We start from the raw sequence: 25,758 nt of genomic DNA, 5'->3' as shown, positions 1-25,758 counted from the left end.
CCACCGACCGAAAGGCCCTCTGTGACACCGACCTCCCCGACACCCTTCCGTATCACCTCAGTCGACACCTACGACATCCGCTTCCCCACCTCGCGCGAGCTCGACGGCTCCGACGCGATGAACCCGGACCCCGACTACTCGGCCGCCTATGTCGTGCTGCGCACCGACGCTCCGGACGGACCCGAGGGGCACGGCTTCACGTTCACCATCGGGCGGGGCAACGAGGTACAGGTCGCCGCGATCCACGCTCTACGGCACCATGTGGTCGGGCGGTCCGTCGACGAGCTGTGCGCGGACCCGGGTACCCTGAACCGCGCGCTGATCGGCGACAGCCAACTGCGCTGGCTCGGGCCCGAGAAGGGTGTGATGCACATGGCGATCGGGGCCCTGGTCAACGCCGTGTGGGACCTCGCCGCCAAACGCGCTGGGAAACCGCTGTGGCAGCTGCTCGCCGACGCCGAACCGGAGTGGCTCGTACGGCAGATCGACTTCCGGTACCTCACGGACGCGCTCACCCCGGCGGAGGCGCTGGAGATCCTGGCCCGCGGCCGGGCGGGCAGGGAGGAGCGCCGGGTCCGGCTCCTCGACCGCGGCTACCCCGCCTACACCACCTCCGCAGGCTGGCTCGGCTACGACGACGAGAAACTGACCCGGCTCGCCGCCGAGGCGGTCGCCCACGGCTTCCGGCAGATCAAGCTGAAGGTCGGCGCCGACCTGGACGACGACATACGGCGCTGCCGCGTCGCCCGCGCAGTCGTCGGACCGGACATCCGGCTCGCCATCGACGCCAACCAGCGCTGGGACGTCGACGAGGCGATCCGCTGGACCAGGGCCCTAGCCGAGTTCGACCCGTACTGGATCGAGGAACCCACGAGCCCCGACGACGTCCTCGGCCACGCCGCGATCCGCCGGGCCGTGGCCCCGGTCAAGGTCGCCACCGGCGAACACGTCCAGAACCGCATCGTGTTCAAACAGATGCTCCAGGCCGGCGCGATCGACGTCGTGCAGATCGACGCGGCCCGGGTCGCCGGCGTCAACGAGAACCTCGCCATCCTGCTGCTCGCGGCCAAGTTCGGCGTCCCCGTCTGCCCGCACGCGGGCGGCGTCGGGCTGTGCGAACTCGTCCAGCACCTCTCGATGTTCGACTACCTGGCCGTCTCCGGCACCACCGACAAGCGGGTCATCGAGTACGTCGACCACCTCCACGAGCACTTCCTCGCCCCCGTGGTCGTCCGCGAGGGCCACTACACGGCACCCACCGCGCCGGGCTTCTCGGCCGCCATGCGGCCCGAGTCCATCGCCCGGTACACGTACCCCGGCGGCACCTTCTGGGCCACCGACCCCGACACCCGGAAGGGACAGGCGGCATGAGCGACTTCGAGGGCCTCAGGGCCCTGGTGACCGGCGGCGCGTCCGGGATCGGCCGGGCCACCGCCGAACTCCTCGCCGGGCGCGGCGCCCAGGTCGCCGTCCTCGACCTCGACCCGTCCAGCGTGGACAAGCCGCTCCTCGCCTGCCGGGCCGACGTCACCGACGACACCTCGGTGCGCGAGGCCGTGGCCGCCGCCGTGGCCGGCCTCGGCGGGCTCGACGTCCTGGTCAACAACGCCGGTATCGGCGCCCAGGGCACCGTCGAGGACAACGACGACGCCGAGTGGCGCCGCGTCTTCGACGTCAACGTGCTCGGCATGGTCCGTACCGCCCGCGCCGCCCTCCCGCACCTGCGCGCCTCCGCGCACGCGGCGATCGTCAACACCTGCTCGATCGCGGCCACCGCCGGCCTTCCCCAACGCGCCCTCTACAGCGCAACGAAGGGCGCCGTGTACTCGCTGACCCTGGCCATGGCCGCCGACCACGTCCGCGAGGGCATCCGCGTCAACTGTGTCAACCCCGGCACGGTGGACACCCCGTGGATCGGCCGACTGCTGGACGCCGCCGACGATCCCGGCGCGGAACGCGCCTCCCTGGAGGCCCGCCAGCCCACCGGACGCCTCGTCGCCGCAGCCGAAGTCGCCGGCGCCATCGCCTACTTGGCGAGCCCGCTCTCCGGCGCCACCACCGGCACCGCGCTCGCCGTCGACGGCGGCATGCAGGGCCTGCGGCTGCGCCCGGCCGCCCGGTGACCGCCCTCGGCCGCAGCGGCGTCGAGGTCAGCGCCCTGGCCTTCGGCGCCTCCGGGATCGGCAACCTGTACACCGAGGTCGGCGACGAGCAGGCGTACGAGGCGGTGACAGCCGCCTGGCAGTCGGGCGTCCGCTACTTCGACACCGCCCCGCACTACGGCCTCGGCCTGGCCGAAACCCGACTCGGTGCCGCCCTGCGGGAGTTGCCCCGGGACGAGTTCACGGTCTCCACCAAGGTCGGCCGCCGGCTGGAACCGTCGGACCAGGGCGGCGACGACCTCGCCCACGGGTTCGCCGTACCCGCCCGGCACCGCCGCGTCTGGGACTTCAGCGCCGACGGCATCCGGCGCACCCTCGAGGCCAGTCTGGAACGCCTCGGCCTCGACCGGGTGGACGTCGTCTACCTCCACGACCCCGACGACCACGCCGAACAGGCCTTCCGCGAGGGCTACCCGGCCCTGGAGAAGCTGCGTGCGGAGGGCGTGGTACGAGCCATCGGCGCCGGCATGAACCAGGCCGCGATGCTCACCCGGTTCGTCCGCGACACGGACGTCGACGTGGTGCTCTGTGCCGGCCGGTACACCCTGCTGGACCGGAGCGCGGGGGCCGAACTGCTGCCCGCCGCCGTGGAGCGGGGCGTCCCGGTGGTCATCGGCGGCGCCTTCAACTCCGGTCTGCTGGCCGATCCGCGGCCCGGAGCGACGTACAACTACACGGAAGCACCCGCCGAACTGCTGGACCGGGTCCAGCGCATGCGGGCGGTCGCCGACCGTCACGACATCACGCTGCGCGCCGCCGCGCTCGCCTTCTGCTCCGCGCACCCGGCCGTCGTCGCAGTCCTGGTCGGTGCCCGCTCGGCGGCAGAAGTACGCGACTGCGCCGAACAGTTCGGGACACCGGTCCCGGCCGCCTTCTGGCAGGAACTGCGCGAAACCGGCCTGCTGCTCCCGGAGGAACCGAGATGAGAGTCGCCCTGCACACCAGGGTCCGCGCGAACCACATCGCCGAGTACGAGGCCGCCCACCGCGAGGTGCCGAAGGAGCTGACGGCCGCCATCCGCGCGGCCGGCGCCACCTCCTGGACGATCTGGCGCAGCGGAACAGACCTCTTCCACCTTCTCGAGTGCGAGGACTACGGCCGCCTCCTCGCAGAACTGAACGAACTGCCCGTCAACGTCGCCTGGCAGGCCCGGATGGCCGAACTCCTCGACGTCGTGCACGACTACTCCGACGAGGGCGCGGACGCCGGGCTGCCCGTCGTATGGGAGCTGCCATGACGGTGGACGCCCACCACCACGTGTGGGACCTGTCGGTACGGGACCAGGACTGGATCACGGGACCCGAACTCCAGCCCCTCCGGAGGAACTTCACGACCGCCGACCTCGCCCCCGAGGCCCGCGCGGCCGGGGTGGACCGTACGGTCCTCGTGCAGACGATCACGGTGCCGGAGGAGACCCCGGAGTTCCTCGCCCTCGCCGCCGCGCACGACCTGATCGCGGGCGTCGTCGGCTGGACCGACCTCACCCGTCCCGATATCGCCGACGAACTCGCCCGGCTGCGCGAACTCCCCGGCGGCCGGCACCTCAAGGGCATCCGCCACCAGGTCCAGGGCGAACCGGACCCCGAGTGGCTGGTGCGGCCGGACGTCCGCCGGGGCCTGGCCGCGGTCGCCGACGCGGGCCTGGTCTACGACCTCGTGGTCCTGCCGCACCAGCTCCCGGCCTGCGCCAAGACGGCCGACTCGCTTCCTGAACTCACCTTCGTTCTCGACCACTTGGGCAAGCCGCCTGTCGCACGGCAGGAACGCGAACCCTGGGAGACGGCCCTGCGCACCCTCGCCGCCCTCCCCAACACGGTCGCCAAACTCTCCGGCCTGGTCACCGAGGCCGACCCCGCACGCTGGACGACCGACGACCTGCGCCCGTACGCCGAGGCCGCCCTCGAGGCCTTCGGCCCGGGCCGCCTGATGTTCGGCTCCGACTGGCCGGTGTGCACCCTGGCGGCGACGTACGGCGAAGTGCTGGACTTGGCCCGGGAGTTGACGGCTACCCTCGGCGAGACCGAGCGCACCCAGGTCTTCGAGGCCACCGCCACCCGCGTCTACGACCTCTGAGCCGCCCTCGCCAGCCGGGTCGGCGGCATGTACTCCCGGACGTACGTCCGCTCCCAGCACGCGCCCGTCTCCCGCAGCTCCCGCCAGGTCGTGTAGCGGTAGCGGAAGAGACGGGCGCGGACGTAGCGCGGGGGTTCGCCGGGCGGGAACGGGGAGCGGCGCAGGAGCCTGAGCGTGTCGCGGTCCTCCTCGAGCAGCCGCTCCATCAGACCGCCGAACCATTCCCCGGCGTACGCGGGCGACAGCCCGGCGAACCACATCAGCCAGTCCAGCCGCAGATGGTACGGGGCGAACTGGCGCGGCCAGTGCCGTGGATCGCCGGGCTTGCCCTTGAACTCGTACTCCCGCCAGTCCGAGTCCTCGCGCGGTACGTCGTCCAGCGTGCCCTCGACCACCACCTCGTAGCGGAACCGGCTGACGCTGCCGAACGCGCCGTAGGTGTTGACGAGGTGGAGCGGGTCGAAGGAGCGGTTCATGACCTGGCGGCGCGAGACCAGGTTCACCACCGGGTGGTAGCTGAGGTACCCGAGCAGGGCGGCCACGGCCAGGACCACGACCTCGTACCACAGCGGCGTCGGGGGCACCGACGGCGCGCTCCCCGGCAGACGCAGCGCCGACGCGGCCAGCACGATGGTGATCCAGTTGAGCCAGGAGAAGTTGCCGGACAGCACCAGCCACAGCTGGGTGACGATCATCAGGGACGCGGCGGCCGTCGCGATGGGCTGCGGGGTGAACAGCAGCACCGGCACCACGAGTTGGGTGAAGTGGTTCGCCGCCACCTCGACCCGGTGCAGCGGCTTGGGCAGGTGATGGAAGAACCAGCTCAACGGTCCCGGCATCGGCTGGGTCTCGTGGTGGTAGTCCAGGCAGGTGAGCTTCCGCCAGCAGGCGTCCCCGCGCATCTTGATCAGACCGGCGCCGAACTCAACCCGGAACAGGATCCAGCGCAGCAGGAACAGGACGACGATCGGGGGCGCGACCTCATCGTTGCCCAGGAACGCGGCCAGAAAGCCGACCTCGAGCAGCAGTGACTCCCAGCCGAACGCGTACCAGGTCTGGCCGACGTTGACGATCGACAGATACAGCGCCCAGGGGACCAGCCACAGCAGGATCCCGCCCCACAGTGGGACGTGGGAGTCGAGCCCCGCGAACAGCGCCGCCGACACCGCACAGCCCGCCCACGAGCAGGCCCCGAAGAAGCGGTCCGAGTAGTGCAGTTGGAACACGCTCGGCGCGCGTCGGAACGACACCCGTGCGACGAACCGGGGGATGGGCAGCATGCCTCGCTCGCCGAGCAGGGCGCGGAACTGCAGCGCCGCCGTCAGGAAGGCGACGAGGTACAAGCCGGCGAGAGCCCGCTGGAAGACCAGTCGGCTCCACCAGTACTCGGGTGCGATGAACCAGTCCACGGCCGTGCGCTCCTGCCTCCATTGTCACGCCGCACGCCTGCGCCACTGTCCGTAGCGGGCCGCTCCGCTTGCGTGACCCAAGTGAGTGAAGCAGACAATAGTGGCGAACTACCCGACATGACGTGGGAGAACGCGGTGCAGATACCCAGCGGAAGCATCGTCACGGCCTGTGTGCTCGCGGTGCTGCTGCTCGTGGCCGGATGCGCCGGCGGAGCCACGGAGACGCGAGTGAGCCGGGACGTCCTGCTGCAACCGGTCGACGCCCGGGGCCCCGACCCCTTCACCGACTCCACGGCCACCGGCCCGGGCCTCCCGCCCCCGGTCACCCGTACGGCCGTACCGGCGATGCCCGCCGCCGACACCCGCACCGCCTCCGCGCCCCCTAGCGCGGCGCGCTCCCTCTCCGGCGGCACGCCGGGCCTGTACGGCGGCACGGCCGGGGTCGCGAGCTGCGACGTCGAGCGGGAGATCGGCTACCTCACCGCCGACCCGGCCAAGGGCCGCGCCTTCGCACAGGCCGAGGGCGTCGAGGAGGCGTTCCTGCCCGGATATCTGCGCGGGCTGACCCCGGTCGCGCTGCGCGCCGACACCCGGGTCACCAACCACGGCTACCGCACCGGGCGTGCGGCCGGATTCCAGTCCGTCCTCCAGGCCGGCACCGCCGTCCTCGTCGACGCCCGGGGCGTGCCCCGTGTCCGCTGCGCCTGCGGCAACCCGCTGCTCCCCCCCGACCTGGCCCGGGACGACGCCGGCACGAGCGGAAGTCCCTGGTCGGGCTACCGGGCCGCCGACGTGATCGTCGTGACCCCGGCGCCGCGTGACGTCACCGGCATCACGATCCTCGACCTGGAGACCCGCATCTGGATCGAACGCCGGGTCGGCCAGGACGTCGGCCAGGACCGCCCCGTGGCGCCACCGCCGGGGGAGACCCAACACCCGCCGACAGCACCGCCGGTCCCACCGGACACCGCCTCCAGCGCCTCCGCGGGCGGAACGACGACCGACTGCGACACGCCGCCGACGCTCCCGCGCACCACACCGATACCGACCGCCCCCGCGGTCAGCGTCACCCCGGCCACAGGTGATGAAGCAGCCCCGGTCCGGCCGACGACGCCACTCACGGACTGCGCCTCGACGACCGACTGCGGCACGGCGCCGCCGGCCGCCCCCGCGGTCACCGCCGCCCCGGCCATGGCCGAGGCGGCGCCTCCCGCCCGGCCGGCGGTGCAGCCCGCGGACTGCGCCACGACCACCGTCCCGACGGACACCACGCCCCCCGGAAGCACCGTCTCCGAAGGCACGCCGGCCGACCGTCCCACCGGCACGCCGTCACCCGCTCCGCCGCCGCAGAGCGCCACGCCCGACGCCACCCGGATCGACCCCGGGACCGCCCCCGGCAAACCCCACCGCCCCGACACCGCCACTCCGATCCCAGACACCCACCCGGCCGTCGACAGCATCTTCGACAGCCCCACCGACGTCTTCGGCGGCTGAGCCCGCGCAGCGGCCCGGCACCGGTCGAAGAATCGGACGACTCCTGGCAAGGTGGCTCCATGGCTGATCGGGGAGCGAGCACCCAGTCAGTCCCGGACGACTGGCCCGCCCACCCGGACCCGATCCTGGCGCTCAACCGCATGGGCAGCTTCGACTGGGACCTGGACGCCGGTCTGTTCCAGATGGACGCCCAGGCGCACGAGGTGTTCGACATCCTCCCGGAGGAGTTCGACGGGCGCCCCGAAGGCCTCGCGATCCGGGTTCCGCAGCCGGAGGGCAGCCGACTCGACGCCGTGGTCACCCGCGCCATCAAGGACGGCAGCGAGACGTACGGGGCGTACTTCCGCATCCGCCGCCGCAACGGCACCCGCCGCTGGACCCACACCCAGGGCTACATCCGGCGCGACGAGGCGGGCCGGCCGCGCCGGATCATCGGCATCGTCCGCGACGCCACCGAGGAGCTGGCGGACGCCGAGGCACGCAGCGTGCGCGCCGCCCGGGACGCCGCGTTCCGCCAGCAGACAAACGTCGTCGAGGTCATCACGGCGGCCCTCTCGCACGCCCGCGGCGTGCAGGACGTGATCGACGTCCTCAAGGACACCCACGGCGTCCGCAACATCGGCGCCGCGAGTCTGGTGATGGGTCTCCTGGAGGCGGGCCGTATCCGGCTGGTCGCCGAGGGCCCGGAGGGCAGCTTCGTGCCCGGCACCCGGGTCACCCGGATCGACGAGCCGTACCCCATGGGCGAGGTCGTGCGCACCCTCAGCCCACGCTTCATCGAGTCGCCGGAGGAGTTCGCCGAGGGCTACCCGATCCTCTGGCCGCACATCACCGGCCTCGACATCACCTCCGCCGCCTATCTCCCGCTCATCGCCCAGGCCCGCCCGATCGGCGCGATGGGGCTGCTCTACAGCGACCGGCGCGGGTTCTCGACGGAGGAGCGGGCCGTCCTCGTCGCCCTCGGCACCAGCATCGCGCAGAGCCTGCAACGCGCCATGCTCTACGAGCAGGAGAAGGACCTCGCTCAAGGGCTCCAGCAGGCGATGCTGCCGCGCACCATCCCCAGCGTCCGGGGCGCCGACGTCGCCGTCCGCTACCGCGCCGGCTCCGCAGCGGGCTCGCCGGGCCGGGACATCGGCGGCGACTGGTACGACCTCATCCCGCTGCCGGGCGGCCGCGTCGGCGCCGTGATCGGCGACGTCCAGGGCCATGACACGCACGCGGCAGCCGTCATGGGCCAGCTGCGCATCGTGCTGCGCGCCTACGCGGCCGAGGGCCACATGCCGGCCACCGTGATGGCCCGCGCCTCCGTCTTCCTGCACGAACTCGACACCGACCGCTTCGCGACCTGTCTGTACGCGGAGGCCGACCTGACCACCGGCGTGGTCCAGATGGTCCGGGCCGGGCACATCGACCCGCTGATCCGGCACTCGGACGGCGGCTGCCGGCGCGTCTGCGTCGACGGCGGACTGCCGCTCGGCCTGTCCGCCGATTTCGGGCGGCTCGAGTACCCGGTCACCACCGTCGAACTCGGCCCCGGCCAGACCCTGCTGCTGTGCACGGACGGACTGGTGGAGCAGCCCGGCGCCGACCTCGACGACGGCATTCGGCTGCTCACGAGACTCGTCGCCGACGGCCCGGACGACGTGCGCGGTCTCGCCGACCGGCTGATCGAGGTGGCGGAGAAGCGCGGCGGCGACGACGACGTGGCGCTGCTCCTGCTGCGCCGCCGCACACTGGACTCGGTGCGGTCCGGCGGCCGGCTCCAGCAGCACGTGGCCCCCGGCGATCCGGACGCCCTCACCCTGGCCCGGCACATGATCCGCGCTGCGGTCCGCGCCTGGGGCGCCCGGACCCGCGCCGACGAGATCGAGCTCGTCGCCGACGAACTGATCACCAACGCCCTGATGCACACCGAGGGCTCCGCGATCCTCACCCTGCGGGTCCTCACCGGCAGCGACCGCAGACTGCGCGTCGAGGTCGAGGACTCCTCCAGCGCCCTGCCGCGCCGCCGTGAGGCGGGCGAGAACGGGGTCTCGGGGCGCGGCCTGCTCCTCGTCGACCGGCTCACCGACGTGTGGGGCGTGGAGGCGCGCGGCGGCGGCAAGTGCGTGTGGTGCGAGTTCCAGATGGCGCAACGCACGGGACACACCTGACACGCGGGTCCCGGATGGCACCCTGGACGTATGCCGGAACTGCCCGAGGTGGAAGCGCTCAGGGACTTCCTGACCGAGAACCTGGTAGGCCACGAGGTCGTACGCGTGCTGCCTGTCGCGATCAGCGTGCTGAAGACCTACGACCCGCCGCTCACCGCCCTCGAGGGCCACGAGGTGACCGCCGTGCACCGGTACGGCAAGTTCCTCGACCTGGAGACGGACGGCGGCCCGCACTTCGTCACCCACCTGGCCCGCGCGGGCTGGCTCCAGTGGAAGGACCGGCTCCCCGACGGTCCGCCCCGCCCCGGCAAGGGCCCTCTCGCCCTGCGTGTCGCCCTGGAGACCGGTGCGGGCTTCGACCTCACCGAGGCCGGAACGCAGAAGCGCCTCGCGGTGTACATCGTCAACGACCCGCAGGAGGTGCCCGGCGTCGCCCGCCTCGGTCCCGACCCGCTCGCCGCCGACTTCGACGAGGCCCGCTTCGCGGCGCTGCTCACGGACGAGCGGCGCCGGCTCAAGGGCGCCCTGCGTGACCAGAGCCTGATCGCGGGCGTGGGCAACGCGTACAGCGACGAGATCCTGCACGCGGCGAAGATGTCCCCGTTCAAACTGGCTTCGTCGCTGACCCCGGAGGAGACCGGGCGGCTCTACACGGCGCTGCGCACCACCCTCACCGAGGCGGTCGAACGCTCCCGGGGCGTTGCCGCCGGGCGGCTCAAGGCGGAGAAGAAGAGCGGTCTGCGCGTCCACGGCCGTACCGGCGAGCCCTGCCCGGTGTGCGGCGACACCGTCCGCGAGGTCTCCTTCAGCGACTCCTCGCTGCAGTACTGCCCGACCTGCCAGACGGGCGGCAAGCCCCTCGCGGACCGCAGGATGTCCCGGTTGCTGAAGTAGCGGGCTATCCGGCGTCGAGGGTCACCAGGTGGGCGCCGTCCTGGGTGCGCACGTCGTAGTGGTCGATCTCGTCCGGACGCAGGGCCGCGCTGCCGTCCACGGTGTCTGTCCCGGCGTGGCCGCTCACGGTCCAGCTGGCGACGACCTGTTCCGTGCCGTCGCGGCCGACGGCGACGAGGCGGCAGGAGCGGGGCCCCGCCGCGTCCTTCACCCGCAGCTCGACATCGCTGCCCCAGTCCTTCTCCCACGTCCTCGCCCGCGCCCACACGCCCGACGTGGCGTCGGTCGCCGTGATGACCCGCGCCACAGGACTCCCGTGCCCCGCGGTGTACACGGCGATCCCGGGACCGGCCACGGCGAACACCACCGAGGCGGCCAGCCCGTACAGCAGACGCCGCCGGCGCGCCCGGTGCCGGGCGGTGACCTCGCCGAGCAGACGGTCCAGGAACCGGGGACCGGGCTGGGTCATGGGGTGCACGAAGCGCGGAGTGGCCCGCCGGTACAGCAGCAACTGCCGTGCCGCGGGCCCGAATTCGGTCACGTGGGCCGCGCAGCGGGGGCACTCCATGAGGTGGTCCTCGAAGCGGAAGGCCTCCGCCTCGTCCAGCACGCCGAGCGCGTACGCGCCGACGTCGCGATGCCGTTCCTGGGACCTCATGCCGAATCCTCGTGCCGTTGGGTGCGGGTGGGGTTACTCCTTGCTCCCACCGGTACGCACCGGACAGCCGAATCACTCAAGACACCGGCAGAATCGCGACCAGGGTGTTCGGAGCCGTGGGCCCCGCGGATTGGTCCCGATTCAGAAAAGATGGATCGCGAGATGTCCCAGGGGCAGACCGAGCTGCCAGGCGGGCGTCCACACCTTCGGCCCGTCGTCCTCGCCGACCACCAGCCCGCCTCCCGGCACCGCGTCCAGGTCCGGCGCGAGCAGCTCGGTCTCCTGCAGCCAGCGCCACGCCTCGGCCGCCAGGTCCAGGTCGGGCGACGGGGTCCGCGACCGGACCGTCTCGGCGGCGACCTGGGCCATCCGCCGCCGCACCCAGTCCTGCCACGGCTGGTCGTACGCCGTCAGCGACAGCCACGTCTCCAGCTGGGAGACGACCCGGATGCCGGACAGCTCGCCGTCGGTGTCGGACAGGAAGACGGTCAGCGCCAGCGCGTCCCGGCCGGCCCGGAACTCGAAGGACGTGGGCGGCATCAGGTCGCCGGTCCGCAGCAGCTCGTCGGCGATGTACTCGGCGTAGAGCCAGGCCATGGGGACGGTCAGTTCTCCGCCGCCGGTGCCGTCCGTGCTCTCTTGACCTCTGTGCAGCATCCCTTCCTGCCTTCCTCCGGTGCGTGCGCGTCGCCCGAACCCGAGCCCCCGGTCCGGAACGCGGATGAAGACAGCTGATTGCTCAAACATGGTCGTCAGCAAGGCGCTTTGCGAAGGCTTGACCCGGCCCCCGGTTTCACCGCAGGTCGGCCGCGTAACCCGGAAGCACCCGGCGCAGGGCGCGCAGCGCGTAGTACGCGCGCGACTTCACAGTACCGGGCGGAATCCCCAGCGTTTCCGCGGCTTCCGCCACACTCGCCCCCTGGAAGTACACCAGCACCAGGACTTCACGGTGCTCCGGAGTGAGTGTCTTCACAGCCTCCCGGACGTCGAGCATCGCGGCCGACCGCTCGGCGTGGTCGGCGCACACCCGCGCGTTCTCCAGGATCGCGTCGCCGACCTCCGGCGGGCGCGCCTGCCGGGCGCGCCGCGCGTCGATCGCGAGCCGCCGGCCGACCGTCAGCAGCCAGGGCCGTACGGAGTCGAAGTCGTCGGCGCGCAGCGCCTCGGGATGCTGCCAGGCGCGTACGAGGGTCTCCTGCACGAGGTCCTCGGCGCGCTGCCGGTCCCCGTCGCACAGCCGCAGCAGCAGCGCGAACAGCGGGCGGCCGTGCTCGCGCTGCAGCGCGGCGAGCTCGTGCTCGGCGGTCGTCGTCCCGTGGGCGAGGGTGGTTCCGGCCGTCATGGCCGTATGGCACCTCAAGGCGCGCCGGGGGGACAGGGCGCGCACAGGGGTCTGCGCCGGACGGTCGATCGTGTCGGCGAACGGTACGACGAACGGTCCGACAGGTCCCGTCCGCGACACCGGACGGGTTAATGAGAAGGCCGGGACCGTTTGCGAGGCGAGTCGGATTCGTACCCATGTGGTCGTACATGAGACTTTCCATACATACGACAAATCTGGGGTGAGCTGATGATCGCACGCAGACGACAGGTGGCCCTGGCTCTGACCGCCGTTCTCGCGGCGGGCGCCGCCTGTCAGGCCGAGAACCGGCAGGAGCATGCCACCGGACGCCCGGCTCCCGCCTCCACCGCCCGCGGCTTCACCCTTGTCGCCTCCGGCGACGTCCTGCCGTCCGCCTCGGTCATCGAGCGGGCCAAGTTCGACGCCGGCGGCAAGGGCTACGACTTCCGCCCGATGCTGGCCGGGATCGAACCCGTCGTCCGCCGGGCCGATCTGGCGCTGTGCCACATGGAGACGGCGTATGGCGCGGACGGCGCCTACACCGGCTCCCCCCTCTTCAAGTCCCCGCCGGAGGTGGCCACCGCCCTCGTCACGACCGGCTACGACGGATGCTCCACCGCCTCCGAACACGCCCTGGACGACGGGCCCGCCGGTATCGCGCGCACCCTGGACGCCATGGACCAGGCGGGCCTCGGACACGCCGGCACCGCGCGCACCGAGGAAGAGTCACGCACCGTCACGATCCTCCAGGCCGGTCCGGCCCGCGTCGCGTACCTGTCCTACACCGACAACACGAACGCGGACGCGATCCCGACCGATCAGCCCGCGGCCGTCAACCCGCTCGACCTGCGGCGCATCGTCGCCGACGCCCACACCGCCCGGCAGGCCGGGGCCGACGTGGTCGTCGTGTCCGTGCACTGGGGCACCGCCTGGCAGGACGCCCCCGAACAACGGCAGCTCACGCTCGCCAAGCAGATCACCGCCGCGCACACCGGGGGCCGCCCCGACATCGACCTCGTGCTCGGCACCCACGGCCAGGCCCCGCAGCCGTACGAGAAGGTCAACGGCACCTGGGTGGTCTACGGCCTGGGCGACCAGATCTCCGGCGAGCCGGCGGACGGCCAGGGCGGCCAGGACCCGCGCGGCAACCAGTCCACCCTCGGCCGCTTCACCTTCTCCCCGCCCGCGACACCCGGCGGGCGCTGGCAGGTCACCCGGGCCGAGTTCGTCCCGCAGATGTACGACCTCGACGCCGGCCGGGTGGTCGACCTCAACGCGGCCGTCGCGAACGGCGCCGAACTGGCCCCGGTCCGCGACCGCATCCGGGACGTGGTGTTCAGCCGGGGCGCCGCCAAGGACGGGCTCTTGATGGGGAGTTGAGGCCGAGAGCCGCTAACTCCGCGCCAGCGCCGACCGCTTGTACGAGTAGCCGAAGTAGATGGCGCACCCGATCAGGAACCACACGGCGAACCGCATCCAGGTCTGCCACTGCAGGAACGTGATCAGCCAGATCGAGAAGACGACACCCAGCGCAGGCACGAACGGCATCCACGGCGTGCGGAAGGTGCGCGGCAGGTCCGGCTGCCGGTAACGCAGCACGATCACCGCCGTGCACACCACGACGAACGCCAGCAGGATGCCGATGTTGGTCAGTTCGGCCGCCTCGCCGATCGGCAGGAACCCGGCGATGGCGGCCGACGCCACCCCGACGATCCAGGTCACGCGCGTCGGCACATGCCGCGTCGGGTGCGTCTTCGCGAACCACTTGGGCAGCAGCCCGTCGCGGGACATCGAGAACCACACCCGGGTCACGCCCAGCATGAACGTGAACATCACGGTGAGGATGCCGATGATCGCGCCCGCCGCGATGAGATCCGCGAGCCTGGTCAGACCGACCGACTTGAACGCCGTCGAGAACCCGCTCTCCGGGTCGATCTCCGTGTACTTCTGCATGCCGGTGAGCACCAGGCAGGCCGCCACGTACAGCACCATCGAGATGGCCAAGGAGTAGATGATCGCCTTCGGCATGTGCCGCTGGGCGTCCTTGGACTCCTCGGCCGCCGTGGACATCGCGTCGTACCCGAAGACGGCGAAGAACACCGTCGCGGCCCCCGTGAACGCGCCGCTGATGCCGAACGGGAAGAACGGGTGGTAGTTGGCGGTGTCGATGTGGAACACGCCCACGCCGATCACCAGCAGCACCACCAGTACCTTCAGCACCACGACGAACGTCTCGAAGCGGGCCGCGCTCTTGATGCCGAGGTTCAGCAACCACGCGATCAGCAAGCACAGGACCGCCGCGAACAGGTCGACCCGGTGCCCGCCCCCGGTACCCGGCGCGCCCAGCATCCAGGCGGGCAGGTTCGCGCCCGCGTCCTCGACCAGGAAGCTGAAGTAGCCAGAGATGCCGATCGCGACCACCGCCACGATCGCCGTGTACTCGAGCAGCAGGTCCCAGCCGATGAACCAGCCCGCGAACTCGCCGAGCACCGCGTAGCCGTAGGTGTAGGCCGAGCCCGCCTTCGGGATGAGCCCGGCGAACTCGGCGTACGACAGCGCGGCGGCCGCGCTCGCCACGCCGGCGATGAGGAACGAGACCAGTACCGCGGGCCCGGCCGTGCCGTTGGCGACCGTCCCGGCCAGCGTGAAGATACCGGCGCCGATGATGCCGCCCACGCCGATCGCGGTCAGCTGCCACAGACCGAGCGATCGCTCGAGCCGTGGACCCTCCGCCACCTCGGTGTCCTCGATGTGTTCGATGGGTTTGCGGCGGAGAACGCCTTCACCCATTCGGAGCTTGGCCATACGCCTCACCTCTTCACCGACGGCAAACGGCTGACGGCCGCTCATGATGACTCAGGCCCGTCCAGGACGGAAGACGTCACGCATGGGCCCGCGGGGCCACGAGGGCGCCCATGCCCCGGCATCCCACTGCCGCCGCGTGAGCGCACCGCGGCCTCGGCTTCCGTCGCGCGAGGGCACCGCCTCGGTCACGGCACCACCGTCACGGGCCACCGCCCCGCCTTCACCAGCCGGATCGCCACGGACCCGATGATCCGGTGCCCCGCCTGCTCCGAGGCGCCCACCACCACCGCGTCCGCCTTCAGCTCGTCCGCGGCCTTGACCAGGCCGTTGTACGGGTCGCCGCGGAACGTGTGGAACTCCCAGCGCAGATCGAATATCCCCTTGACCCGCTCGGCCGCCTCCCGGATCAAGGCGATCAGCTGCTCGGCGATCTCGTCGGTCGTCTCCGCCACCGGCGCACCGAGCGCCGCCCCCGCGGCCAGCACCGGCTGCACGTACACGACGGCCAGCAGCGCGCGCTGCCTTCGGGCCAGGCCCCCGGCGTACGACGCGGCGCGCAGCGAGGAGTCGGAGCCGTCGACGCCGACCATGATCACCTTCGGCCCGTCCGTGCCCCGTTCGAACTGGTGCGAGTGCTGTTCCGTCACGGCCGTGAGGCTATCGGAATCTCCGGTTCCCGCTTCCGGCCGGGACCGCCCGACGGGCGAGCGGCCCGCGGTCTTCCTAGAGTCGTAACATGAGCGCCACCGTGGAGTCCGCCCAGGGGAGACAGGGCGCCACGGGCCCGCCACGACCGGCCCCGGGCGGCCGCCTCGGACACGTGCCCGAGATCTTCGGCGGGTTCTTCGGCACCCTCGGCGTGCTCTGCGCCCTGCTCGCCGTCATCCCCCCGCTGCGCGTCCTGCTCCGCCCGGTCGTCCGCGTCCTCGACCAGCTCATCGTGCCGGTCAGCGCCAACCTCGCCTACGCCGTCTTCCTGTTCCTGCTGGCCGCCGCGACCGCCGCCCGCAAGAGGATCGCCTGGTGGCTGGTCGTCGTCTATCTGGGCCTGCTGGTCATCAGCGACGCCATCGGTGTGGCGCTCGGCCTGTACGTCCAGTCGCTCCCGTCCCTGGTGGTGTGCGGCCTCGCCCTGGCCGTCCTGGTCGCGGCCCGTCGGGAGTTCTACGCCGTCTCCCGCCGCGGTGCCGTCCGCCGTGCCATCGCCGTCCTGGTCGCCGGGCTCGTGGTGGCGATCCTGGCCGGCTGGGGGCTCGTCGCCCTGTTCCCCGGCACCCTGCCACACGGACAGCACCTGGCCTGGGCGGCTGACCGGGTCCTGGGCGGCCTGGTGTCCGAACGCTCCTTCGACGGCCGCCCGCCGCACGAGATCACCTTCCTGCTCGGCCTGTTCGGCGCCCTCGCGCTGCTCAACGCGGCCGCCACCCTCTTCCGCTCGCAGCGCCTGGAGGCGGCCCTGCACGGCGACGAGGAGGCCCGCATCCGCGCCCTCCTGGCCGCGTACGGCGAGGACGACTCCCTCGGTTACTTCGCCACCCGGCGCGACAAGGCCGTCGTCTTCTCGCCCAGCGGCAAGGCCGCCGTCACCTACCGCGTCGAGGCCGGCGTGTGCCTCGCCGCCGGCGACCCCGTGGGCGACCGGGAGGCCTGGCCGCACGCCGTCGCCGCCTGGCTGGACGTGGCCCGGCGGCACGCCTGGGCGCCCGCCGTGATGGGCGCCTCCGAGTCCGGCGCCCGCGCCTACGCCCGCGCCGGACTCGGCGCGCTCCAGCTCGGCGACGAGGCGATCCTGCACGTGCCCGACTTCGACCTGGGCGGCCGGGACATGCGCGTCACCCGTCAGGCCGTGCACCGGGTCCGCCGCACCGGCGCCACCTGCCGCGTCCGCCGCCACGCCACCCTCAGCGAGGCGGAGATGGAGGAGGTCGTCGACAAGGCCGACGCCTGGCGCGACACCGAGACCGAACGGGGCTTCTCCATGGCCCTGGACCGGCTCGGCGACCCCGCCGACGGCGACTGCCTCCTGGTCGAGGCCCTCGGCGAGGACGGCGGACTCCTCGCCCTGCTCTCCTTCGTGCCCTGGGGACGCGACGGCATCTCCCTCGACCTGATGCGCCGCGACCGCGCCGCCCCCAACGGCGTCGTGGAGTTCATGGTCGCCGAACTGTGCGCCGCCGCCCCGAAACTCGGCGTGCGCCGCGTCTCCCTCAACTTCGCGGTGTTCCGCTCGGTGTTCGAGGAGGGCGCCCGCATCGGCGCCGGACCGGTCCTCAGGCTCTGGCGGCGCCTGCTGCTGTTCTTCTCCCGATGGTGGCAGCTGGAGGCGCTCTACCGCTCGAACGCCAAGTACCACCCCGAGTGGTACCCGCGCTTCCTCTGCTACGGCGACGCCGCCTCCCTCGCGCGCATCGGCCTCGCCTCCGGGATCGCCGAGGGCTTCGTCGCCGTACCGTCCCTGCGCACCCTCTGGGGCAGAGGGCACGCGAGGCCCGGGCAGCGACCCGTAGGCACCCAGCCCCTGCCGTCCCCGGCCGTGCCCGGTCCCGGCGGGGAGCACGCGGCCGGGCCCGCCGCACCGGACGCCGGCCTGCCCGACCAGGTCCGCGTGCGGCTCCACAAGCTCGACCGGCTGCGTGCCTCCGGCACCGACCCCTACCCCGTGGGCCTGCCACCGCCGACCCACGCCCTCGCCGACGTCCCCGAGGGCGAGGAGGTCACCGTCGTGGGCCGGATCATGCTGGTCCGCGACTTCGGCGGCATCGTCTTCGTCGTCCTGCGCGACTGGTCCGGCGACGGTCAACTCGCCCTGACCCGCGACCTGTCGGGCCCCGGACTGGACCGTTTCACCGCGGACACCGACATCGGCGACATCGTCACCGCGACCGGCCGCGCCGGCCGCAGCGCGAAGGGAGAGCCGACCGTCTTCGTCACCTCCTGGCGGCTCGCCGGCAAGTGCCTGCGCCCCCTGCCCGACAAGCACCGCGGCCTCGCCGACCCCGAGACCCGCGTCCGCATGCGCTACCTCGACCTGGCCACCCGCCCCGCCGCCCGCGACGTGATCCGCGCCCGCTCCACCGTCGTACAGGCCCTGCGCCAGGGCCTCCTGGACCGCGGCTTCCTCGAGGTCGAGACCCCGATGCTCCAGCAGATCCACGGCGGCGCCACCGCCCGCCCCTTCACCACCCACGTCAACGCCTACGACCTCGACCTCTACCTGCGCATCGCCCCCGAGCTCTATCTCAAGCGGCTGTGCGTCGGCGGCCTGGAGAAGGTCTTCGAACTGGGCCGCACCTTCCGCAACGAGGGCGTCTCCTACAAGCACAACCCCGAGTTCACGATGCTGGAGGCATACCAGGCCCACGCGGACTACGACGTGATGCTCGACCTCGCCCGTGAACTGATCCAGGGCGCCGCCATCGCCGCCTTCGGCCGCCCGGTGGCCCGCAGGGACGGCGAGGAGCACGACATCTCCGGGCCCTGGCCGGTGAAGCCGGTGTACGTCGCGATCTCGCAGGCCCTGGGGGAGGAGATCGGCCCCGGCACCGGCCTCGCCGTGCTGCACCGGCACTGCGACCGGGCCGGCGTTCCCTACACCGCGGACGACGGACCCGGCGACGTCGTCCTCGAGATGTACGAACGCCTCGTCGAGGAGCGCACCCGGCTGCCCACCTTCTACAAGGACTTCCCGACCGACGTCTCCCCGCTCACCCGGCAGCACCGCACGGACCCGCGCCTGGCCGAGCGCTGGGACCTCGTCGCCTTCGGCACCGAACTCGGCACCGCCTATTCCGAACTGACCGACCCCGTCGAACAGCGCCGCCGGCTCACCGCCCAGTCACTGCTCGCCGCCGGGGGAGACCCCGAGGCGATGGAACTGGACGAGGACTTCCTCGACGCCCTCGAGTACGCCATGCCGCCCACCGGCGGCCTCGGCCTCGGCGTCGACCGGCTGGTCATGTTCCTCACCGGTCTGACGATCCGGGAGACACTGCCGTTCCCGCTGGTCCGCCGCCGCTGAGCAGGCAGGGCACTGGGCCGGGCGGGTGCTTTCCCGCCGCCGCACCGGTGGCTGAGTGATGCGCCGGTGCCCAGCGGGGCGACTCATAAGTCATGAAGAAGTATCAGTTGCTCACGCGGCGCCGGGCGTTGCTCGCCGGCGCCGCCGCGGTGGGGGCGGCGGGCACCACCGCCGGCCTGCTCCTGTCCCACACCACGGACGCCACGCCCGCGTCGCCGAGCGCACCCGTCGCAGGTCCCCCGGCACGCTCGGCGCTCGGCTCCTCCGCCTACCGGCTCAGTCCCGTCGCCGGTGACGTTCCCCCGCGTGCCACCCCCGGACGCACACCAGTGCGGCACGTGCCGATCATGCGCATGTCGGGGACCGGCCGGCACATGCTGCTGACGTTCGACGACGGCCCCGATCCCGCCTACACCACGCACGTCCTGGACACCCTCGCCGAGTACGACGTCCGCGCGACCTTCTTCGTGTGCGGCGGGATGGCCAGCCGGAGCCAGGACCTGCTGGCCCGGATGGCCGACGAGGGCCACGTCGTCGGCAACCACTCCTGGAGTCACCCGCAGCTCAACCTGCTCAAGCGGTCCCGGATCCGCGACGAGATGGAACGCACCAGCGACGTCATCGAGAAGGCCTACGGGGACCGCCCCCAGTGGTTCCGCGCGCCCTACGGCGCCTGGAACCGGAACGTCTTCCAACTGGGCGCCGAGATGGGCATGGAGCCACTGGCCTGGACGGTCGACAGCCTCGACTGGACCGACCCGGGCACCCGCACCATCGTCGACCGCGTGGAGAACGGCGCCGCCCCCGGCGTCGTGGTGCTCTCCCACGACGCCGGGGGCGACCGCTCCCAGACCGTTACCGCCCTGCGGCGCTACCTGCCCAAGCTCCTCGACTCCGGCTACCACCTGACCGTCCCGAGGCGCCGGCTCAGCTGACCATCCCCCGCCCGCCGGGCCGCGGCACGCTCAGCGCGCCTCGACCAGGCGGGCGAACACGACGACGTTCCCCTCGTAGCCGTTCTCCTTCGAGAAGCCGCCGCCGCACGTGATGACCCGCAACTCGGGTGTGCCCTTGGAGGCGTAGACGCGGTCGCCGGGGAAGTTGCTCTTCGCGAAGACCTCGATGCCGTAGATCTCGAACACGGCGGTCTTGCCGTCCTTGCGCCGCACCTCGACCTGGCTTCCCTTCTTGAGCGCCCCGAGCCCGTAGAACACGGCGGGGCCCGACTTGTTGTCGACGTGGCCGACGATCACGGCAGTGCCCTTCTCGCCGGGCGAGACGGCGCCGGTGAACCAGCCGGCCAGGTTCGGGTCGTCCGGCGGCGGTGCGGCCACCCAGCCGTCGGTGTCCAGGCCGACGGGCGTCACGGGGGCGTCCACCCGGATCGAGGGAATCCTGACCCGCTCGGGGGAGGAGAACGGCAGCGGCTGTGGGGCCTTGGTGGACGTGGTGCCCGGTACGGCGTTCTCGGCCGCGGCGGCCTGAGCCGGCTGCGGCGGTCCGACGTCGAACTCCCCGGATCCGTTCCGGATGAGAGCGAGTCCGGTCAGCAGAACCAGCGCTATCACGCCCCACGGGGCACGCTTCCTCTGCCGCTCCTCCTCTTCGGCAAGCTCGGACAGCCCGGACGCAAACATTAGCCATCCCCTCTCGACACGGCCGTCGCCGCGTCCATCGCGCATACGAGAACGCTAAGTCCCGTTCGGGCCCGCTGCGATCGGAGGCGGGCGCGAACGGGTGGCCCGGAGGCCTTTTGGTGCGCCATCCGAGTTGCCACCCACAGGATTTTTTCTGACGGTCCGTGACCTGCGGTAATATCCGATTGTGCGCTTGTCTGACGGCGTGTCTGATCACCAGGACGGACCATTCTCGAAATGCGGGCGTGTTCCGCGCATCTGAGGGTCTTTCCGGGAGGTGCTTTCTCGCCGATAGACCGGGGACGGGACCCGGGGCACCTCCCGCGGAGGATCACATGGGAAACACACGCGCCCTGGCGGCCGTGGCCGCCGCGGTCGCCGCACTCGGGCTCACCACCCCGGTAGCCGTGGCCGACGGCATGGGCAACGGGGGCGGCACCGACGTGGGCGGCGTCGCCATTGTCCCCGGAGGCAACGGCGTCCTGCCCGTCCCCGTCCCCGGGGGCATTCTGGGCAACAACGGGTTCCTGCCGGGCTTCAACAACGGGTTCAACAACGGCTTCGGCAACAACGGCTTCAACAACGGGTTCCGACCGGGCTTCAACAACGGGTTCAACAACAACGGGAACCGCCCGGGCTTCAACAACGGGTTCAACAACAACGGGAACCGCCCAGGCTTCAACAACAACGGGAACCGCCCGGGCAACGACAACGGGTTCAACAACAACGGGAACCGCCCGGGCAACGACAACGGGTTCAACAATGGGTTCAACAACGGCCTCGGGCTGGGAAACAACAACGGCCTCGGGCTGGGAAACAACAACGGCCTCGGGCTCGGAAACAACAACGGCCTCGGGCTCGGAAACAACAACACCTTCGGGCCCGACAACAACCTCGGGAACTTCGCGCGGAACATCGTCATCCAGCCCAGCGTGGTCGCCGGCGGCGGCCGCATCACCATCACCGTGGACGGCTGCCGGGGTGGCGGCAACGCGTCCTCGCGCGCGTTCCGCACCCTCCCGCTGGTGCCGGTCAACGGCAACAGCGACACGGCCAGGGGCGTCGCGACCATCGACAACAACGTCAGGCCGGGCCCGTACGACGTCACGGCCGACTGCAACGGACGCACCCTGACCCGACCCAACGCCTTCACGGTGCTCGGCGGTGTGCACGGCGGCGTCGGCGGCAGCATCTCCAACGGGGCGACCCCGACGGACATGGCCATCGGCGGCGGTCTGGTGTCGTCGGCCGTGGTCGGCGGCTGCGTGTTCTGGCTGCGCCGCCGGCTCGAGAAGCGGATCTGACCCGGCGCCCCGGTGCCTGGCATTCCCTGTTCCGAGAACACATCGCACGCCGAACGGCCTTCGCCCCGATTCCCTCGATTCCGTCGAGCGAGAACCGGGGCGAAGTCCTGTGCGGCTCTCGGCGGCTGTGCGTACGCGAGTCATGGCGCGGCCTACGCGTCGGCCTCGGCGCCGCTGTCCCCGCGCGTGAGACGGTACGCCGCGCCGAGCACGCCGGCCACGAGCGCGACCCCCAGAGCGATCTCCTTGAGGTCGAACCCGGCGAGGCTGCCGCCGCCGTCACCGGCCTGGACGGGGCCTGGGACCTGCTGGAACGGTTGGAGGGGTTGGCCAGGTTGGTCCGGCTGGACCGGCGTGACTGGCTGGACCGGCGTGACTGGCTGGACCGGCGTGACTGGCTGGACCGGATCGACCGGCGTGACTGGCTGGACCGGCTGGAGCGGCGGGACTGGTTGGATCTGCTGGACCGGCTCGGGCAGCAAGCCGCCCGGCTGCCGGCTGCTCGCCACGGTGAAATCGGTGGAGCCGTACAATCCGTCGCAGTCGAACGTCACGCGGTACGGGGACCCGGACCGTGCGTCCCGGCGGACGGCGGCCGTTGCCGACGAACGCCCCTGTGGGATGCGGACCGTGTCGAAGACACCGGAGGAGGCCGTCGCGAAGCCCTTGCAGGCGCCGCCACGGTCCGGATACAGCGTCACCTTGCCGCCCACCGCCGCGTTCTGCGGCTCGACCCAGAAGCCGTACGGCGTGACGTGGCGGCCGCCCCCGCCGTCGTCCGCGTCGGCGGCCGGAGCGGACAGGGTGAGGGCTACGGCACCGAGCAGGACGGCCGAGGCGACGCGTATCGGGCACATGGTGTGTTTCCTCCGGTCACCGAGGAGCAGCCGCGGACCTTGTTCCGCTCGTGCTGGAAATGCCCTCGATGACCGGAACGCTAGGAAACCGCGCGCACCGGCGCGATCGGGGTAGCGCGAACGGGGCACATGCGTGGGCCGCACGGGCGACATCGGTGCCGCGGACGGGGGACGCGCACGGCGTGTCGGTGTCGTTCCCCCGGGGCTCGCGGCGCGTCAGCGGCGGTCAGCCCTTGATGTGCGGGAAGAGATACAGGAACGGCTGGGCCGTGGCCCGGATGCCCCGGCTGTAGGGGGCGTCGAAGTCCCAGATCAGGAACAGCATGAACGCGATCGTCGCGGAGAACAGCCCGGCGAGGACCAACTCCCGTTTGGTGCGCCGGATCTGCAGGGCGAAGACCATGCCGACGGTGATCGTTGCCCCGGCGATCAGCCCGAACCACACGAAGCCCGGCATCGTGGCCCCGGTCGAGTCGCCGCGGGCGCTGCGCGCCTGGTCCACCGCGGCCACCTGGTCGACGAGCGGCTGGTAGGCCTGTGCCTCGAAGTCCGACCGCGGCTGGTAGTCGGTGACGTCGCGACGGATGCGGGCGAGGAGTTCGGTGCCTTCCTGCGTGAGGTGGCCGCGTTCCGTCATCGTCCGCCACTCCATGTGCACGACGTGTCCGACATAGGCGTTGACATCGGCCCGAATGCCGTCACGGACGTCCGGTGGATAGACCCGGACCCGCTCCGAGATCTCGTGCAGCGCCTGGGCCTCCGTCTGCACATGGTCCTGGGCGGCGCTGCGCGCCTCCCACACCCCCGCGACGGCCAGACCCAGCACGATGGCGTACACGACGCCGATCCACATCGTCATGTACTCGATGACGTCCGGTGTCTCGCTCGGGTCGTCGTCGTCCGACGCCGTGCGGTGCCGTACGAGTGTGATGACGACCACCACGGCACAGGCGGCGAGCATCGCGAGGACGAGAACAAGCCAATCCGACAACAGGTGCCTCCAGGAACGGGCGAATCGACGGTCACCGCGGCCGCAGGGCGGCGACGGCGGCGATCGCGGGGATGGTGATGAGCAGGACGTAGGCGACCGGAGACGTACGGCCGTGGGCCGGGGCGGCAGCCGGCTCGGGCTGATACCGCGGGTACTTCACCGGGGTCGCCGTGTGATGCGGGGCCGAGCGTGGAGTCGGCTTCGGCGGCGGGGACGGTCTGCCGGGGGGCGTCGGGGCCGGCTTGCGTGTCGGTGTCGTGACCGGAGTGGGGGCCGGTCGTGCGGGGGGCTGGGCGCGCGGCGGGGGTGGTGTCGGTTTTGGCGTGGGTTTCGGTGTGGGCTTGGGCGGGGGAGACGGGGTGGGTGTGGGCGGGGGAGACGGGGTGGGTGTCGACGAAGGGCACGGTGGAGGCGTGGGGCAGGCCGGGGACGCCGGCCAGGAGTCCCCTGCCACGGCCACCGCCGTGATGCCGTCCGGGCCCGTCGAGGCGTACGCGCAGGCGTCGGCCCGCGCCGTGCCGATCGGGCAGCCCACGAGGATCCACGTCAGTGTCACGAGGGCCAACACCCTCGTGACCGGCGGGAATCGGATCGGTTCTGGTCCATGCACGACCGAGATCCTGGAGCGCGCGGAGGCACACCATGCCGCCGAGCCGGGTGATTGATCCGAAGGAGGGACAGCCGGTGAACGGCACCTTGACCCGCGGGGACGGGGCGGGAGTGGCACAGGATCCGGAAAGAAATCCGCGCGAGCGTTGAACGCATCGCCCCGTCACGTCCGTACCCAGTGTCGTCCGGCAGCGCAGCAGTTGCCGCAACATCCAGGCGATAATGGGGAGTTGACGATGAAGACCTCCTGGCGGACCGCCTCACTGGTGGCGACGGCCGCTTCGGTGCTGGCACTGACCACGGCGTGCGGTCAGGACAATGCCACCACCCCGTCGTCGGCGGCCCAGAACGTCGGTGCGACGGCCGCGGCGGGCGGCTACGGGACCGGTGCCGGCAACGGGTACGGCGCCGACGGCAGCCAGGCCTCCCCTTCCCCGGCCACGGTGAGCCCCGCGGGGCAGCTGTCCGTGGCCGCCAACCCCGATCTGGGCAAGGTGGTGAGCGACGAGTCCGGTCTCACCCTCTACCGTTTCGACGCGGACACCGCCCATCCGCCCAAGTCGAACTGCGACGGCGACTGCGCCACCACCTGGCCGCCGGTTCCCGCGGACGACGCCACGGCCGGCGCTGGTATCGACAAGGCGCTCCTCGGTGAGGTCACCCGGGCCGACGGCACCAAGCAGCTGACCGTCGGCGGCTGGCCCGCCTACCGTTACGCGAAGGACCTCGACGCCGGCGACGTCAACGGCCAGGGCGTGGGCGGCAAGTGGTTCGCGCTCGCCCCCGACGGCAAGAAGGCGAAACTGTCCGGCCTGCCCGGTCTGTCGACCCGCAAGGACCCCGAGCTCGGCGAGATCGTCGTCGACAAGAACGGCATGACGGTCTACCGGTTCCTCAAGGACAAGGCCTGGCCCGAGTCCGTCTCGAACTGCACCGGAGCCTGCCTCGAGAAGTGGCCGGCCGTCGCCCCGGTGAACGCGAACGACACCAAGGGCGTCGCCAAGAAGGGCCTGATGGGCTTCACCCGCCCCGACGGTGCCAAGCAGATGACGGTGAACTGCTGGCCGATCTACACCTTCTCCGGCGACACGGCTCCCGGAGACACCAACGGCCGGGGCGTGGGCGGCACGTGGTACGCCGTCACGCCCGACGGCAAGCCGGTCGACGCGCCCAAGTAGAGAGCGCCTCCCCAGGGTTCGTCCATACGAGGCGTACGACCACCGGTCCGCCCCCTCCGCTGCCATGCGGAGGGGGCGGACCCATGATCCGACCGCTCCGTGACCGGGAACGGACGGCCAATTTCCGTTTCGGGTCGCTCCATTGGCGGACGATCAGTAGCCTCGGCTCGA

At 71.8% G+C, this 25,758-nt stretch carries 24 protein-coding genes; 14 read left to right on the top strand and 10 right to left on the bottom strand.

The genetic code is table 11. The features are described from left to right. The first annotated feature begins 21 nt into the window (after positions 1 to 21). The 5 genes from IEZ19_RS03100 to IEZ19_RS03080 are packed head-to-tail and all read left to right on the top strand — an operon-like array spanning position 22 to position 4,235. Positions 22 to 1,371 carry an L-fuconate dehydratase gene (locus tag IEZ19_RS03100; protein ID WP_189309376.1) on the top strand — a complete coding sequence of 450 codons (1,350 nt, stop codon included), beginning with the start codon at positions 22 to 24 and terminating at the stop codon, positions 1,369 to 1,371. After that, positions 1,368 to 2,123 carry an SDR family NAD(P)-dependent oxidoreductase gene (locus tag IEZ19_RS03095; protein WP_189309375.1) on the top strand — a complete coding sequence of 252 codons (756 nt, stop codon included), beginning with the start codon at positions 1,368 to 1,370 and terminating at the stop codon, positions 2,121 to 2,123. The genes IEZ19_RS03100 and IEZ19_RS03095 overlap by 4 nt, the downstream gene beginning before the upstream one ends. Then, positions 2,120 to 3,088 (top strand): aldo/keto reductase, encoded by a 969-nt coding sequence (locus IEZ19_RS03090; RefSeq protein ID WP_189309374.1) that lies wholly within the window; start codon positions 2,120 to 2,122, stop codon positions 3,086 to 3,088. The genes IEZ19_RS03095 and IEZ19_RS03090 overlap by 4 nt, the downstream gene beginning before the upstream one ends. Next, positions 3,085 to 3,399: an L-rhamnose mutarotase gene (locus tag IEZ19_RS03085; protein ID WP_189309373.1), complete on the top strand. Its 315-nt coding sequence runs from the start codon at positions 3,085 to 3,087 to the stop codon at positions 3,397 to 3,399. The genes IEZ19_RS03090 and IEZ19_RS03085 overlap by 4 nt, the downstream gene beginning before the upstream one ends. Next, positions 3,396 to 4,235 (top strand): amidohydrolase family protein, encoded by an 840-nt coding sequence (locus tag IEZ19_RS03080; RefSeq protein ID WP_189309372.1) that lies wholly within the window; start codon positions 3,396 to 3,398, stop codon positions 4,233 to 4,235. The genes IEZ19_RS03085 and IEZ19_RS03080 overlap by 4 nt, the downstream gene beginning before the upstream one ends. Here IEZ19_RS03080 and IEZ19_RS03075 read toward each other — a convergent pair. Next, positions 4,223 to 5,644: a lipase maturation factor family protein gene (locus IEZ19_RS03075; RefSeq protein ID WP_189309371.1), complete on the bottom strand. Its 1,422-nt coding sequence runs from the start codon at positions 5,642 to 5,644 to the stop codon at positions 4,223 to 4,225. The two genes, IEZ19_RS03080 and IEZ19_RS03075, sit on opposite strands and share 13 nt — an antisense overlap. Positions 5,645 to 5,761: 117 nt before the next feature. Here IEZ19_RS03075 and IEZ19_RS03070 point away from each other — a divergent pair, with 117 nt between their 5' ends. Genes IEZ19_RS03070 through IEZ19_RS03060 form a run of 3 tightly spaced genes read left to right on the top strand, consistent with a single transcriptional unit; the run spans position 5,762 to position 10,188 of the window. Beyond that, entirely contained in the window at positions 5,762 to 7,138 is a 1,377-nt protein-coding gene (locus IEZ19_RS03070; protein ID WP_229839867.1) for a DUF6777 domain-containing protein, read from the top strand. Positions 7,139 to 7,197: 59 nt separating this feature from the next. Beyond that, a complete protein-coding gene (locus IEZ19_RS03065) occupies positions 7,198 to 9,294 on the top strand; it encodes a SpoIIE family protein phosphatase (protein WP_189309370.1) in 2,097 nt (698 codons plus the stop codon). Positions 9,295 to 9,324: 30 nt separating this feature from the next. Continuing rightward, positions 9,325 to 10,188 carry an Fpg/Nei family DNA glycosylase gene (locus IEZ19_RS03060; protein WP_189309369.1) on the top strand — a complete coding sequence of 288 codons (864 nt, stop codon included), beginning with the start codon at positions 9,325 to 9,327 and terminating at the stop codon, positions 10,186 to 10,188. Between the two features lie 4 nt (positions 10,189 to 10,192). On the opposite strand, the gene IEZ19_RS03055 is transcribed toward IEZ19_RS03060, so the two are convergent. The 3 genes from IEZ19_RS03055 to IEZ19_RS03045 form a co-directional block, all read right to left on the bottom strand. Next, positions 10,193 to 10,846, bottom strand: a complete 654-nt coding sequence (locus IEZ19_RS03055; RefSeq protein ID WP_189309368.1) for a zf-HC2 domain-containing protein — start codon at positions 10,844 to 10,846, stop codon at positions 10,193 to 10,195. A gap of 141 nt (positions 10,847 to 10,987) precedes the next feature. Next, positions 10,988 to 11,503: a hypothetical protein gene (locus tag IEZ19_RS03050; RefSeq protein ID WP_189309367.1), complete on the bottom strand. Its 516-nt coding sequence runs from the start codon at positions 11,501 to 11,503 to the stop codon at positions 10,988 to 10,990. A gap of 136 nt (positions 11,504 to 11,639) precedes the next feature. Then, positions 11,640 to 12,188 carry a sigma-70 family RNA polymerase sigma factor gene (locus IEZ19_RS03045; RefSeq protein ID WP_189309366.1) on the bottom strand — a complete coding sequence of 183 codons (549 nt, stop codon included), beginning with the start codon at positions 12,186 to 12,188 and terminating at the stop codon, positions 11,640 to 11,642. Positions 12,189 to 12,416: 228 nt separating this feature from the next. Between IEZ19_RS03045 and IEZ19_RS03040 the strand changes: the two genes are divergently transcribed. After that, positions 12,417 to 13,568, top strand: a complete 1,152-nt coding sequence (locus tag IEZ19_RS03040; protein WP_189309365.1) for a CapA family protein — start codon at positions 12,417 to 12,419, stop codon at positions 13,566 to 13,568. A gap of 12 nt (positions 13,569 to 13,580) precedes the next feature. On the opposite strand, the gene IEZ19_RS03035 is transcribed toward IEZ19_RS03040, so the two are convergent. After that, the gene (locus IEZ19_RS03035; RefSeq protein ID WP_189309364.1) at positions 13,581 to 14,993 is read right to left on the bottom strand and encodes an amino acid permease; all 1,413 of its coding nucleotides are present in this window, start codon (positions 14,991 to 14,993) and stop codon (positions 13,581 to 13,583) included. A gap of 185 nt (positions 14,994 to 15,178) precedes the next feature. Then, on the bottom strand, positions 15,179 to 15,640 hold the full coding sequence (locus IEZ19_RS03030) for a universal stress protein (RefSeq protein ID WP_189309363.1): 462 nt from the start codon (positions 15,638 to 15,640) through the stop codon (positions 15,179 to 15,181). An 89-nt stretch (positions 15,641 to 15,729) separates the two neighbouring features. Here IEZ19_RS03030 and lysX point away from each other — a divergent pair, with 89 nt between their 5' ends. Both lysX and IEZ19_RS03020 read left to right on the top strand, forming a co-directional pair. Next, on the top strand, positions 15,730 to 19,011 hold the full coding sequence (gene lysX / locus IEZ19_RS03025) for a bifunctional lysylphosphatidylglycerol synthetase/lysine--tRNA ligase LysX (RefSeq protein ID WP_189309362.1): 3,282 nt from the start codon (positions 15,730 to 15,732) through the stop codon (positions 19,009 to 19,011). Between the two features lie 92 nt (positions 19,012 to 19,103). Further along, positions 19,104 to 19,946, top strand: coding sequence for a polysaccharide deacetylase family protein (locus IEZ19_RS03020; protein ID WP_189309361.1), 843 nt, complete (start codon positions 19,104 to 19,106; stop codon positions 19,944 to 19,946). Between the two features lie 30 nt (positions 19,947 to 19,976). On the opposite strand, the gene IEZ19_RS03015 is transcribed toward IEZ19_RS03020, so the two are convergent. Further along, a complete protein-coding gene (locus tag IEZ19_RS03015; RefSeq protein ID WP_189309495.1) occupies positions 19,977 to 20,648 on the bottom strand; it encodes a class F sortase in 672 nt (223 codons plus the stop codon). Between the two features lie 809 nt (positions 20,649 to 21,457). Here IEZ19_RS03015 and IEZ19_RS50365 point away from each other — a divergent pair. Then, on the top strand, positions 21,458 to 21,952 hold the full coding sequence (locus tag IEZ19_RS50365; protein ID WP_229839908.1) for a hypothetical protein: 495 nt from the start codon (positions 21,458 to 21,460) through the stop codon (positions 21,950 to 21,952). A gap of 152 nt (positions 21,953 to 22,104) precedes the next feature. Here the strand turns inward: IEZ19_RS50365 and IEZ19_RS03005 are convergent, their stop codons facing one another. The 3 genes from IEZ19_RS03005 to IEZ19_RS52530 form a co-directional block, all read right to left on the bottom strand. After that, positions 22,105 to 22,809 carry a hypothetical protein gene (locus tag IEZ19_RS03005; protein WP_189309359.1) on the bottom strand — a complete coding sequence of 235 codons (705 nt, stop codon included), beginning with the start codon at positions 22,807 to 22,809 and terminating at the stop codon, positions 22,105 to 22,107. 226 nt (positions 22,810 to 23,035) lie between these two features. Continuing rightward, positions 23,036 to 23,800 (bottom strand): bestrophin-like domain, encoded by a 765-nt coding sequence (locus IEZ19_RS03000; protein WP_189309358.1) that lies wholly within the window; start codon positions 23,798 to 23,800, stop codon positions 23,036 to 23,038. Between the two features lie 31 nt (positions 23,801 to 23,831). Next, a complete protein-coding gene (locus tag IEZ19_RS52530; protein ID WP_268248603.1) occupies positions 23,832 to 23,960 on the bottom strand; it encodes a hypothetical protein in 129 nt (42 codons plus the stop codon). Positions 23,961 to 24,183: 223 nt separating this feature from the next. Between IEZ19_RS52530 and IEZ19_RS50360 the strand changes: the two genes are divergently transcribed. Together IEZ19_RS50360 and IEZ19_RS02990 are read left to right on the top strand one after the other, a co-directional pair. Next, positions 24,184 to 24,465, top strand: coding sequence for a hypothetical protein (locus IEZ19_RS50360; protein ID WP_229839917.1), 282 nt, complete (start codon positions 24,184 to 24,186; stop codon positions 24,463 to 24,465). A 180-nt stretch (positions 24,466 to 24,645) separates the two neighbouring features. After that, positions 24,646 to 25,587, top strand: a complete 942-nt coding sequence (locus IEZ19_RS02990; protein WP_189309356.1) for an SCO0930 family lipoprotein — start codon at positions 24,646 to 24,648, stop codon at positions 25,585 to 25,587. Positions 25,588 to 25,758: the final 171 nt, after the last annotated feature.

It is taken from the genome of Streptomyces brasiliensis (assembly GCF_014647875.1).
In the GTDB taxonomy this organism is placed as follows: domain Bacteria; phylum Actinomycetota; class Actinomycetes; order Streptomycetales; family Streptomycetaceae; genus Streptomyces; species Streptomyces brasiliensis.
This window is presented reverse-complemented; position numbering and strand designations above follow the sequence as displayed.

Excerpts from the sequence above, each read along its gene's own strand:
- IEZ19_RS03060 (WP_189309369.1), top strand. The coding sequence starts at position 9,325 with ATGCCGGAACTGCCCGAGGTGGAAGCGCTCAGGGACTTCCTGACCGAG.
- IEZ19_RS03065 (WP_189309370.1), top strand. The coding sequence starts at position 7,198 with ATGGCTGATCGGGGAGCGAGCACCCAGTCAGTCCCGGACGACTGGCCC.
- IEZ19_RS03085 (WP_189309373.1), top strand. The coding sequence starts at position 3,085 with ATGAGAGTCGCCCTGCACACCAGGGTCCGCGCGAACCACATCGCCGAG.
- IEZ19_RS03005 (WP_189309359.1), bottom strand. The coding sequence starts at position 22,809 with ATGTGCCCGATACGCGTCGCCTCGGCCGTCCTGCTCGGTGCCGTAGCC.
- IEZ19_RS03020 (WP_189309361.1), top strand. The coding sequence starts at position 19,104 with ATGAAGAAGTATCAGTTGCTCACGCGGCGCCGGGCGTTGCTCGCCGGC.
- IEZ19_RS03080 (WP_189309372.1), top strand. The coding sequence starts at position 3,396 with ATGACGGTGGACGCCCACCACCACGTGTGGGACCTGTCGGTACGGGAC.
- IEZ19_RS03070 (WP_229839867.1), top strand. The coding sequence starts at position 5,762 with ATGACGTGGGAGAACGCGGTGCAGATACCCAGCGGAAGCATCGTCACG.
- IEZ19_RS03050 (WP_189309367.1), bottom strand. The coding sequence starts at position 11,503 with ATGCTGCACAGAGGTCAAGAGAGCACGGACGGCACCGGCGGCGGAGAA.
- IEZ19_RS03015 (WP_189309495.1), bottom strand. The coding sequence starts at position 20,648 with ATGTTTGCGTCCGGGCTGTCCGAGCTTGCCGAAGAGGAGGAGCGGCAG.
- IEZ19_RS03035 (WP_189309364.1), bottom strand. The coding sequence starts at position 14,993 with ATGGCCAAGCTCCGAATGGGTGAAGGCGTTCTCCGCCGCAAACCCATC.
- IEZ19_RS03040 (WP_189309365.1), top strand. The coding sequence starts at position 12,417 with ATGATCGCACGCAGACGACAGGTGGCCCTGGCTCTGACCGCCGTTCTC.
- IEZ19_RS02990 (WP_189309356.1), top strand. The coding sequence starts at position 24,646 with ATGAAGACCTCCTGGCGGACCGCCTCACTGGTGGCGACGGCCGCTTCG.
- IEZ19_RS03095 (WP_189309375.1), top strand. The coding sequence starts at position 1,368 with ATGAGCGACTTCGAGGGCCTCAGGGCCCTGGTGACCGGCGGCGCGTCC.
- IEZ19_RS03045 (WP_189309366.1), bottom strand. The coding sequence starts at position 12,188 with ATGACGGCCGGAACCACCCTCGCCCACGGGACGACGACCGCCGAGCAC.
- lysX (WP_189309362.1), top strand. The coding sequence starts at position 15,730 with ATGAGCGCCACCGTGGAGTCCGCCCAGGGGAGACAGGGCGCCACGGGC.
- IEZ19_RS03055 (WP_189309368.1), bottom strand. The coding sequence starts at position 10,846 with ATGAGGTCCCAGGAACGGCATCGCGACGTCGGCGCGTACGCGCTCGGC.